Here is an 11055-nt window from a genome sequence, read left to right on the forward strand (position 1 = left end):
CACGCCATGATTGCCACTCTTTAAATTTATCCTGTTGCTATTGTCTCATTTGAGGTAAACACTCTGCTTGGCTTTTTATCGTGCAAAGATCTCATGTCCTATGTCATGGTGAGGCGAAGCGACAAGTTTAAAAATTGAGGGGTAGCGATCGCTGGGGAAACTGAGGGCATTTATAGCTAAATGCCGATCAAAACGTTCTTACTATATTGTTACAGATAAATTCATTTTGACAAAATAAAAACCCTCGCCATCAGCGAGGGTTTTTGCAATATCAATACTAAAAAGTATTAATGCAGTTCGAATAAAAAATGGTTTAATGAGTAACGCGGGTAGTTCTGCCGCTTGACAATAAACGAATGCGATCACCTGGACGGAACAATTCGTCCGCATCTTGTGTAATTGCTTTAATCTCGCCGTTATCAAGTCTGACGGTAATTTCAAAACCCTTAGATTTATTCATATTACCCTCGACAGCCTGGCCTATCATGCCACCTGCAACTGCACCCAAAATACCGGCAGCGATAGAACCGTTACCTTTACCGATGCTGGAGCCAGCAGCGATTCCCCGCCGACAGCCGCACCTGCAACGGTACCAACACCACTTTGGCCTTTGTCGATGGTAACTTCACGGACAGATTCCACTACACCCATACGTACCGATTGCTCATTTTGAGTCTGACCGGGACGATATACGCTATTGGAAGTTGGCGGTACTGCGCAAGCACTTAATGCGACTACGGCAGTCAGAGCGATAATTTTTTTCAAGATAATCTCCAGTAGATGTATAAAAACGATAAAAGTGGCATTAAAAATCAATCCGCAATCTACGCTTGAGTGATTGAATTTAGGCGAAATGATTTATTAATTGACACCATTTTAATCTAAACACGTGTTGGACAAACAGACGACGGCAATCGTTCCGCGGCTAAAGTCACTGCGTTCTGATTTTTGAGCTTAATTTGTTAAAAATGATGTCTAAATTAAATGATTATCAAAAGAGAGTTACTCATATCAGCAAAAAGTCTGGCTACTGAACCAAGCAACTTATCAGATACTTTTACTTAGCAAGCTTAATAAGCAATGTTAAACCGACGATATAAAAATCCCAGCACAAACAAGGGACCAATTAGTAAAAATCGCAGATCGTCAAAGAACGACGGTTTTTTTCCCTCTATCTTATGGCCTATAAACTGACCAACCCAGGCTAATACGAAGATACCCAATGCAGATGGTAAAACCCATCCAGACGGCAATAAATAAAGTATGCTCAACATCAATACGGACATCAGACTCATGCCAATAGCAAATGGCACAGATAAAGAGATGTAGTACACCAATGCCAGCAGCGTCGCACCTATAGAAATCATCGGATGTATGGCCCAAAGTAAACCCAAAACTGTCCACACAATCACTGGGACGCAGACAAAATGGATATATTCATTGGTAGGATTTTGATGGCTTTCGGCATATTTTTCTAACAATTGCTCCACCGCGCGTGCGCCAGTGCTGGATTTAATCGCAGTTGTTGGCGTAGAAGCCGGATTACTATTGGTTTTATTCATACTGTTCTCCTTGATATTATTATTGACCACTATCGCGCTAAAACAACGCACAAACAAACATGTTTTGATGCGTCTCGTCAAACATGATCATCCATTTATTTTAATCGGTATTTCCATAAAACCAAATTGTTTAGCTAACGTCTTATACGTATGAAAAATCAGTCAGTATTATCCGGCTTTCCGCCAGTAATCAACTTGCAGACGCACACCTTAGTGCTTGGTAGTTTTCCAGGTAAAAAATCATTAGAAATACAGCAATACTATGGATTTAAATACAACCAGTTCTGGCGTCTGATGTCCGCAGTTACTGGCGAGAATCTGGTCGCACTTGATTATGCCGGGCGCCTGTCGCGATTGCTTGCTCACGGATTTGGTTTGTGGGATGTGATTGATGCTTGCGATCGTGTTGGCAGCTTGGACTCGGATATTCGCAATGCTAAAGTCAATGATTTTTCTCTTTTAAAACAAGAATATCCTGCCCTGCGGCGCATAGGATTTAATGGAAAGATATCCGCCAAGTTTGCGCCACAATTTGCTGCTGTCGGTTTTGACACCTTGCTTTTACCATCCTCCTCGCCTGCTTATGCCATGCGGAGTTTTGAAGAAAAACTAGTTGATTGGCTGGCGCTTAAAGACTAATTTTTACCGCCGCTAATCAGCTTAGAGGCGTAAAAAACTAGATCATCATGTAGTTTTTTGTAAAGAGTGTCCATGAAATGACTTTTTTGTTCTCAGTAATCAGTAAAATACTTACATGCTAATCAAACGAAAATCTATAGAAGCCGAAGCCAACTATCGCTCCGGCCCCAGAGCTTCTGCAACTACAGCCCAGAAGTCACCGCGCAAAGCCAAATTTGCCCCGATCACTTTGTCTGAACTGGATGGTGTGCGCTATCTGCATTTTGGTACCGAATGGGTACAAGGTGCGATGCGCTTACGCAAACCCGACTGGCTGGAGCTGGAATACGCGCAGCAAATGATGGCTTGGATGTTGTTCGTCACCGAGCCTAAGTACATTGTGCAATTAGGTCTGGGTACTGGTGCATTGACCAAATTCTGTTATCGCCAGTTTCCACAAGCGCGCATTACTGCGGTTGATCTGAACCCTGCCGTCATTGCCATTTGCGAGAGTATGTTTAAGCTGCCAGCCAATGATGAGCGTCTTAATGTTGTTGAGATGGACGCCTTAGATTTTGTCAATGATCCGGCCAATGAAGGACAAATCGATATCATGCAAGTCGATTTGTACGACGCAACAGCGAAAGGTCCGGTATTAGATACCGCCGAATTTTACGAAGCCTGCGCTGCTTGCCTGACGCCAAATGGACTCCTGACGGTCAACTTATTTGGCGACCATCCAAGCTACGCTAAAAATTTAAAAGCGCTACGCTTTGTTTTTGATAACGTACTCTGTTTGCCAGAAGTACACGATGGCAACGTCGTCGCTATTGCCTTCAAATCTGCCATCAAACTGGATTTTCCGGTACTGTATGAACGTGCAGCAATCATCAAAGAAATCAGTAAACTACCTGCAAAATCTTGGGTAGATGGATTAAAAGAAACTGCAAAGTCCACCTGAACATTGTCTACATCGAGAACAAAATGACTAAGTCGCCACATCAATCCTTAAATATGCAGCAAATTTTTACCTGGTTGATGGCAGACGGCATTATCCTAAAGGAAAATGCCAAAGCAGAGTTTAATAGCGCGCAAGCCATTCTTAGAAATGGCCCGGCGGCGATGCATACGCTGACGGCAGTAGCACAAGCCAAGCTGCATTCGGTAAAAAAGCCGAATCAACAATTAACCTTGGATTGGCTCACCGAGTGGACAGCCAACAAGGTCAAGCTACCTTTTTACCGGATTGATCCATTAAAAATTGACTTCACCAAAGTATCCGATGTGATGTCGTCTAACTACGCGACTCGCTTCAATATTTTGCCCGTAGAATCTACTCAAGACAGCGTCACAATTGCGACTACAGATCCTTTTAATACCGAGTGGCAGGCAGAAATTGCCAAGATCACGCGTAAAGAAATCCGTTTAGTACTAGCAAATCCGCTCGATATTTCTCAATATATTGCACAGTTTTTTTCATTAGCGAAATCGATCAAGGATGCTAAAAAAGCCAGTAGTAATGATCTGTCTCTACGGAATAATTTTGAACAATTAGTCGAGCTAGGCAAAGCCAATAAACAGGTCGACGCCAATGATCAGCACATCATCAATATTGTTGATTGGCTCTGGCAATTTGCGTTTGACCAGCGTGCCTCAGATATCCATCTGGAACCTAAGCGCGAAATGGCCATCATCCGTTTTCGGATCGATGGTGTTTTGCATCAGGTCTACCAGGTCCCTGCGACAGTCATGATTGCGATGACAGCACGGATCAAGTTGCTAGGTCGTATGGATGTGATTGAAAAACGCCGGCCGCAAGATGGTCGTATCAAAACCCGTACTGCTGACGGACAAGAGGTTGAACTCCGTCTATCCACTTTACCGACTGCGTTTGGTGAAAAAGTGGTAATGCGTATTTTTGATCCTGAAGTCGTAGTCAAGACCTTGCCAGAGCTTGGGTTCCCGCCCTTGGATGCAGTGCGCTGGGATCAGCTGACCAGCAAACCACATGGGATTATTTTAGTCACGGGCCCGACTGGCTCGGGTAAAACTACTACGCTATACACCACCTTAAAAGCTCTTGCTACGTCGGATGTAAATGTCTGTACTGTTGAAGACCCTATAGAAATGGTCGAAGCGTCCTTCAATCAAATGCAAGTACAGCCCTCGATTGATCTGAACTTTGCCGATGGCGTGCGCGCCTTGATGCGGCAAGATCCTGACATCATCATGGTCGGTGAGATCCGTGATTTGCCCACTGCAGAGATGGCGATCCAGGCCGCATTGACCGGACATCTGGTACTGTCAACATTGCATACCAACGACGCGCCTTCCGCCATCATGCGCTTGCTAGAATTAGGAGTCCCCTACTATCTGCTGGAGGCAACCATCATCGGGATTCTGGCGCAACGCCTGGTAAGAACTCTATGTAAGCATTGCAAATCAGATGATGGAGAAATGCCCGATGCAGTTTGGAAAAGTCTGACCGAAGAATGGAATCTACCAAAACCGACCACAATTTATCGGCCAGTCGGCTGCCCTGAATGTCGCCTGACAGGCTACAAAGGCCGCACTGGATTATATGAATTGCTAACCGTAACGCTGCCGTTTAGTAAACTCATTAAGCAAGAATCCGATATACATGCGCTAAGAAAGCAAAGTATTGCAGACCAAATGAAGCCCTTGCGTATCGCGGGTGCTTATAAAATTATCGAAGGCCTCACCACAGCGGATGAAGTTTTGAAAGTCACTTCCTCACTGATTTAAATAATGCGACTTGAATAAACTGAGTAATGAATTTCAATATATATACTCCTAGTATGTATATTTTAATTGTCCATAGCTTAATTGGTCAATTTGGTGTTTTTATAAAAAGTAATGGGGAGTATATGCATTACAACAAAAAATATGTATGTAAAAACACTTCATTAAGCAATACGCCTTCTAATTTTTCTCTTCTTTGGATAGCAAGTCTTTAAGCCAAACGCATACCTAAAAATCAGTTCATCACTGCCAACCGTCATTCGTAGAAATATCGCTAACAAGGAATTCCATGCAGATTGCTGTCAAGCGTATATCTGACGATCTAAGATCGAGCTTACTGCTCCAAGTTATCAGCTTGGCTTTGGTGTACGCGCTGCTGGGAAGATTGTCTTTATTGCTCGCCATACCGCCTGGCTATGCGGTCGCAATTTTTCCGCCGGCAGGTATCGCACTTGGCGTAATTCTGACTCGTGGGTATCGCCTGCTACCGGGTGTAGCACTAGGTTCATTGATTGTGAATCTGTTCGTCGCCTGGGAACCGGCTCACCAGATCACCAGCAATAACTTGCTGCTCGCGGTAATCCTTGCCAGCGGTGCGTGTTTGCAAGCCTTCGTCAGTAGCTATTTAGTTCGTCAAAAATTAAAGACCCAATTACAGCGAAACACTGGTCTTGCGCTAGATACCGATAAAGATATTTTTTACTTTTTTATTATGGGCGCCTTACTTGGTTGTATGGTCAGCACCACCTGGGGGACAGTTAGTCTTTATCTATTTGGAATCATCTCTTTAGCGGATATCAGCAGCCACTGGTTAACCTGGTGGATTGGTGACACCTTAGGCGTGTTGATTACCACTCCGCTCGTTCTGATTTTGCTGGCACGACCAAGAGATATATGGCACTTCCGCCGTTATAGCGTCATGCTACCGCTGGTCATTTGTCTGATTACCGTTGTTATTGCATTCGTTTTTATTCGTAACAGAGAAGACCAAAAACAGCGACTTGAGTTCCGTTTGGAAGCAGAGAGAATTAGCCAGAAACTACAAAATAACCTTAATGCTCATGCAGATGCGGTCAAAGATTTAGAGCGCCTGTATTCAGCATCAGAAAAAGTATCCCGCACTGAATTCCATATTTTTACTGAACATCCGCTCACCACACTAAAAGAAATTACTGATCTGCTTTGGGTGCCTAGAGTGCTACGTGCAGATAAAACGAAGTTTGAAGAATCCGTATTACGTGAAGGCTTTATTAGCTTCCAAATTACTGAAAAAAATAGTAACGGAAAAACTGTCCCCGCAGAAGACCGTGAGGATTACTTCCCTATCACCTACATAGAGCCATTTGAAAACGGTAAAAGAGTATTTGGTTTTGACATGGGCAGCACCGCCATCAGGCGCAATGCGATAGAAGAAGCGCGAGATAGCGGCAAACTTGCCGTCACCGATCCCTTGGTACTTCTGTCGGGGGATGACAAGTATTTTTCCGTCTTGTTATACGCACCTATTTATGCACGGGGCAAGTCCGTGACCAATATACAAGAAAGGCGTGACGCATTTCGAGGTACCGCAGTCAGCGTTGTAAGGATAAAAAATCTGGTCGGTGATTTATTGAATGAAGAAAAAAAAGCTAATCTCTTACTTGAATTTTATGACCAGTCTTACCCTGGAAGTAATGGTGTTTTTTATGATTCAATCAAAGTCATCGACACTGCTCATGTTTTCCAATCCACGATTGATTTTGGTAGTCGACAATATGCGTTTCTGGCGCAACCATCAGCGACCTATTGGGCGGCTCATACATCATGGATCACCTGGTTCACCAAATTTGGCAGCCTACTGTTTTCCGCCTTATTAGCTGTTTATGTGCTGGTAGCGACCGCACATACTTTTAATGTAGAAAAATTAGTCGCGCAACGCACCAGTCAACTGCATGAAAGTGAAGCCCGCTTGCGTGCCATCTTAGCCAATGCCGCCGAGGGAATTATCACAACAGATGCGCACGGACTAATCACATCCGCCAATCAATCCGCAGAGATATTGCTCGATTATTCAACAGGTGCATTATTTGGACGTAACATTCTGGAGCTTTTCCCAGAAGTAGAATCAGCCACTTTTTTAGCAGCCTATCTGAATGACCATATAGAATCTGACATGATAGGTGACAACACCATCAGCACCGCCACAGCGGCGCGTAAAGAAGTGGTCGCTAAAAAAAGAACCCATGAAGAAATTCCGCTAGAACTAGCGATGGCTAAAGTAGCGTTAGGAGCACAAAATTTAGTGGTTTTAATTTTGCATGATTTGTCTGAACGAAAACGCATAGAAAAACTTAAAAGCGAATTTGTCTCCTCTGTATCGCACGAGTTACGTACACCACTCACCTCTATCCGCGGCGCACTTGGCTTGTTGGCGGGTGGTGTTGGCGGAGGATTGTCAGATCAGGCAAAAACTTTAGTCACGATGGCAAACAACAATGCCTCTCGCCTGACCTTGTTGATTAATGATTTGCTGGATTTTGAAAAATTAGAATATGGCGGCATCCAGTTCAATGTAGAAAAAATTATCTTGCGTGACCTGGTCAAACAAAGCATTGAAGCGAACCAGGGATATGCGCAAAACTTCTCCATCAAAATGCAGTTTTTCTACGAAGCCTCACCAGCGTCGATGGTCAGTGTTGATACCCAGAGATTGATGCAAGTATTGTCCAATTTACTCTCAAACGCGATCAAATTTTCTCAACAAAATGGAGTAGTAGAAATTCATATTCGTCAGGTTGCAGATTGGGTCAGACTAGAAGTCGTTGACTTTGGGATTGGAATTTCTGCAGACTTCCAAAAAAATATTTTTCAAAAATTTAGTCAGGAAGACGCTAAAGCAACCCGTAAATATGCGGGTACTGGCTTGGGGCTGAGCTTGTCTAAGTCAATGATAGAAAAGATGTCTGGCAAAATTGGCTTCTATAGTGTGGAAGGTCATGGCTCCACTTTTTACGTTGAATTACCGTTGGCGTCGTAGTGCCTTTGAATGCACTATTCTCTGCATCAGACTGTCCTTCTAAAGATAAATTTTTCGCAGCTCTTACGTGAAGTATTCGCTTCAAAATTACTCTTTTCTACATATCCTTCAATACCTATTTCAAGCACCTTGAGGCTCTCTCGATATTTCGTCTGCGATCAGGTGGATTTTATGCAGCCAGTTTTTCCTGATTTTGTGTAACCGTCCAACGCAACCACCTATGAATAGCGATTAATTTGATGCACTCTCCCAACCTGATCACTTTGGAGAGCCCGCATGTCAAGAATGTCAATGCCGGAGTGAAGATGTACCAAATGGCGCGCTAAAAGTGTACCAATCTGGGTTAATAAATAGAGCCGTTGAGACCCTGAATTGTTCTCTTCTCAATGCACATTTCTATACTCTGCAGACTTGGGGTGACGGGCGTAGCCCGTTCCCTCAAGACGTTGCTTTTACGGGTTGGACTCTCCTTTTTCAACAGTGCTGTTTGGTTTGACATTGCGCTGTTGCCGTTTCTTGCTGATGGCCAATCGATACGATTCGCCGTTCATTTCCAGGATGTGGACGTGATGGGTGAGCCTATCGAGCAAGGCACGCAGCCGCTTCTCGTCACTCGCTTCCATCAGCTCATGCACTAGAGTCGCAGCTGTCGTAAAGGCAACGCTGTGTCCTTTCTGACAGGCAGCTAATCCTAGTGCCAGCACAGTATGCGTTTTACCGACACCTGAAGGACCTAGCGCGATGACATTCTCACGTTGATCAATCCACTCGCAGCGCGCTAGTTCCAATACCAGGGATTTGTTCAGGGTCGGCATCGCCATAAAGTCGAAGGTATCCAGACTCTTGGTTACAGGAAACCTGGCCAGCCGGATACGGCGCTGCATTGTGCGGCGTTCACGGTCGATACGTTCCAGTTCGCACAACTGTAATAAATACCGCGGGTAATCCACGCCTTCGCGTGCGCAATCGGCCCCGACCTTCTCATATTCGCGGGCAAAGGTGGGCAGCTTCAGAGCTTTGAAGTGGTTGACTAACAGCACCTGCGGTGCCACCGTGGTGGTCTCGGGTGACCGGGCGACGTCGGTGCTCATACAAGGCGCGCTCCACGTTATGTTGCGCAATTGTCGCAGCCCCGCTAAGCAAGCTCAGATAGCTGCCCGCATCGGTGGTGCAGACCGTGGCGCTCGGCAAATACGGATACAGCGTGAGATCCAACTTGGGAGGCCGTCGCTCGATGGCGCACAGCACCAAATGCTTGATGGCGTCAAAGCTGAGCACACCGAGGTGATGCGCCTGGCCAATGGCATGTTCGACCTTAGAGATACTGAAGGTTTCCAGCAACCGCAGAACCTGGATATATTCCTTGCGTCCGCGCTTGTCCATGCGTGCTTCCAGCAGACGTCGCAGTCGCTCGAAGCGCAGGCAATACCCACTCTTGCAGCGGCGCAGCCTGGTCGAGCGCACGAGGTTTCTTCTCCAGTAAGGCCAGATAGTGCAGCAGGTTCACCACGAAGTCGGCTTTGGCATAGCTACGGCGATGGCGCGCAATACGCTCCAGCTTGCCGACCAGATAGATGTCGACCCAGTCGACGGTGCCTTTGACCAGCACCGCCTGATGGCCATATTGCGTCGGTACCGAATAGTCGTTGCTGCGGTAACGAACCGGCGCTTGCGAAGACACTCTGCTGGTTTGCTTGTGGCTGGCGTCGTAAGGCGTGACCAGCAACGGCATCAATGCCGTCCGGTCGCGAACCAGCCGCTGGGCGATGGTCTCGGATTAACCGTAAGCGCTCCATGAACTACAGCCTTGTAGCACCTCAATAATTTTGGCATCCTCGCTCCACCCTAATTAACACGGAGCGAACATGAAAGCCCAGCCGAACGCAGCCTTCTGGAAAGAACATATAGCGGCAGCTATGCAAGGCCCGGAATCAATCAGCGCGTATGCCAAACGTCATTCCATTTCAACCAAATCACTGTACTACTGGCGTCAGAAAATCATGGAAATTAATTCTGTACCTAAACCAGTCACAGCAATCGTATCGCCATTCGTCGCTGTGCAGGTTCCTCAAAAAATCCATGAGCAGCGCGCTGCCAACTTTGCTCTGGTGCTAGAACAAGGCATCCGACTTGAAATGACTGCAGCGCCTGCACCGGAATGGCTGGCCAATGTCATTCGCGCTATGCAGGGAATGCGTTAATGCATTCGGGCTATCAAATTGGTTAGGTATATTTGTGCCGGGCCGCAGTGGATTTCAGAAAATCGATCAATGGCTTGAGTGTCTTGGTCGAGCAGGTGTTAGGTCTGAATCCATTTGATACAGCACTCTATGTTTTTATTAATCGGCAGCGCACAAAAATGAAGATTTTATACTGGCATCGTAATGGATTCTGTTTGTGGGTGAAGCGTTTAGAATCAGAAAAATTTGCCTGGCCGCCTGAGGATGAATCGGTGACACAATAGATGACATTACAGGAACTGGAATGGCTATTGGAAGGCTTCGATTTATGGAGAAATAAGCCACACAAGACGCTTAATTTTGCTTCAGTTTCATAAGAGGATTGAGTAAGATGGCGTATGCCTTTGAACTCGCCAATCTCATCTTCAGCCACTTCAAAATCACGCCATCCGGTGTTTGCTTTACCGTCGGTTCTGCCAACCAATATCACTGAATTAACCGCACTGCTTTACGCACAACAAGCAGCGCACGAAGCTGAACTGAATCGGGCTATCGCGGCCATAGAACGCGAGGCGCAGGAAAAAATCCAGCATCTGATCGAACAAATGATCCAGGCCAGACACCGCATGTTTGGCGCCAGCTCAGAACAACTCGTCGCGCAGGGGCGATTATTTGACGAAGCCGAAGCGCTGGCTGCTGACAAAACCGATGTCGATGATATCGCTGCCATACCTGGCGCTGAAGAGCCGCCAGACGACACCAACAACAAAAAGAGCAGCAAAGTACCCCGTGGTAAGCGCGGTCCACTTCCTGCAGAATTAAAGCGCATTGATATCGTGCATGATGTGCCGGAAAAGGAACGTACCTGCCCATGCGGCACACCGATGGTGGTTATTGGTGAAGAAATCAGCGAACA

General features: G+C 45.9%; 11 protein-coding genes and 1 pseudogene. 7 read left to right on the forward strand and 5 right to left on the reverse strand.

The genetic code is table 11. The features are described from left to right. Positions 1 to 313: 313 nt before the first annotated feature. Both AAKU61_RS20845 and AAKU61_RS20850 read right to left on the reverse strand, forming a co-directional pair. Positions 314 to 765 (reverse strand): annotated as a pseudogene (locus AAKU61_RS20845) (outer membrane lipoprotein). Between the two features lie 305 nt (positions 766 to 1070). Continuing rightward, positions 1071 to 1562, reverse strand: coding sequence for an Mpo1 family 2-hydroxy fatty acid dioxygenase (locus tag AAKU61_RS20850; protein WP_354335375.1), 492 nt, complete (start codon positions 1560 to 1562; stop codon positions 1071 to 1073). Between the two features lie 150 nt (positions 1563 to 1712). Here AAKU61_RS20850 and AAKU61_RS20855 point away from each other — a divergent pair, with 150 nt between their 5' ends. The 4 genes from AAKU61_RS20855 (at position 1713) to AAKU61_RS20870 (ending at position 7959) form a co-directional block, all read left to right on the forward strand. Beyond that, positions 1713 to 2201, forward strand: coding sequence for a DNA-deoxyinosine glycosylase (locus AAKU61_RS20855; RefSeq protein WP_354335377.1), 489 nt, complete (start codon positions 1713 to 1715; stop codon positions 2199 to 2201). A 115-nt stretch (positions 2202 to 2316) separates the two neighbouring features. Further along, positions 2317 to 3141 carry a spermine/spermidine synthase domain-containing protein gene (locus AAKU61_RS20860; RefSeq protein WP_354335379.1) on the forward strand — a complete coding sequence of 275 codons (825 nt, stop codon included), beginning with the start codon at positions 2317 to 2319 and terminating at the stop codon, positions 3139 to 3141. Positions 3142 to 3164: 23 nt separating this feature from the next. Next, a complete protein-coding gene (gene tfpB, locus AAKU61_RS20865; protein WP_354335380.1) occupies positions 3165 to 4946 on the forward strand; it encodes a type IV pilus assembly ATPase TfpB in 1782 nt (593 codons plus the stop codon). Positions 4947 to 5232: 286 nt separating this feature from the next. Continuing rightward, complete coding sequence (locus AAKU61_RS20870) at positions 5233 to 7959, forward strand: CHASE domain-containing protein (RefSeq protein ID WP_354335382.1); 2727 nt, start codon at positions 5233 to 5235, stop codon at positions 7957 to 7959. Between the two features lie 452 nt (positions 7960 to 8411). Here the strand turns inward: AAKU61_RS20870 and AAKU61_RS20875 are convergent, their stop codons facing one another. Genes AAKU61_RS20875 through AAKU61_RS20885 form a run of 3 tightly spaced genes read right to left on the reverse strand, consistent with a single transcriptional unit; the run spans position 8412 to position 9691 of the window. After that, on the reverse strand, positions 8412 to 9050 hold the full coding sequence (locus AAKU61_RS20875) for an ATP-binding protein (protein ID WP_354335384.1): 639 nt from the start codon (positions 9048 to 9050) through the stop codon (positions 8412 to 8414). Further along, positions 8941 to 9342 carry a hypothetical protein gene (locus AAKU61_RS20880; protein WP_354335391.1) on the reverse strand — a complete coding sequence of 134 codons (402 nt, stop codon included), beginning with the start codon at positions 9340 to 9342 and terminating at the stop codon, positions 8941 to 8943. The genes AAKU61_RS20875 and AAKU61_RS20880 overlap by 110 nt, the downstream gene beginning before the upstream one ends. Beyond that, entirely contained in the window at positions 9275 to 9691 is a 417-nt protein-coding gene (locus tag AAKU61_RS20885; RefSeq protein ID WP_354335385.1) for a Mu transposase domain-containing protein, read from the reverse strand. The genes AAKU61_RS20880 and AAKU61_RS20885 overlap by 68 nt, the downstream gene beginning before the upstream one ends. Positions 9692 to 9824: 133 nt before the next feature. On the opposite strand from AAKU61_RS20885, the gene tnpA reads away from it, so the two are divergent. The 3 genes from tnpA to AAKU61_RS20900 form a co-directional block, all read left to right on the forward strand. After that, a complete protein-coding gene (gene tnpA / locus AAKU61_RS20890; RefSeq protein ID WP_354335387.1) occupies positions 9825 to 10160 on the forward strand; it encodes an IS66 family insertion sequence element accessory protein TnpA in 336 nt (111 codons plus the stop codon). 32 nt (positions 10161 to 10192) lie between these two features. After that, positions 10193 to 10423, forward strand: a complete 231-nt coding sequence (gene tnpB, locus AAKU61_RS20895; RefSeq protein WP_354335389.1) for an IS66 family insertion sequence element accessory protein TnpB — start codon at positions 10193 to 10195, stop codon at positions 10421 to 10423. 114 nt (positions 10424 to 10537) lie between these two features. After that, the coding region (locus tag AAKU61_RS20900) for an IS66 family transposase (protein ID WP_503012668.1) at positions 10538 to 11055 on the forward strand (518 nt) is incomplete at its 3' end.

Source organism: Undibacterium sp. GrIS 1.2, from assembly GCF_040544435.1.
GTDB lineage: Bacteria > Pseudomonadota > Gammaproteobacteria > Burkholderiales > Burkholderiaceae_D > Undibacterium.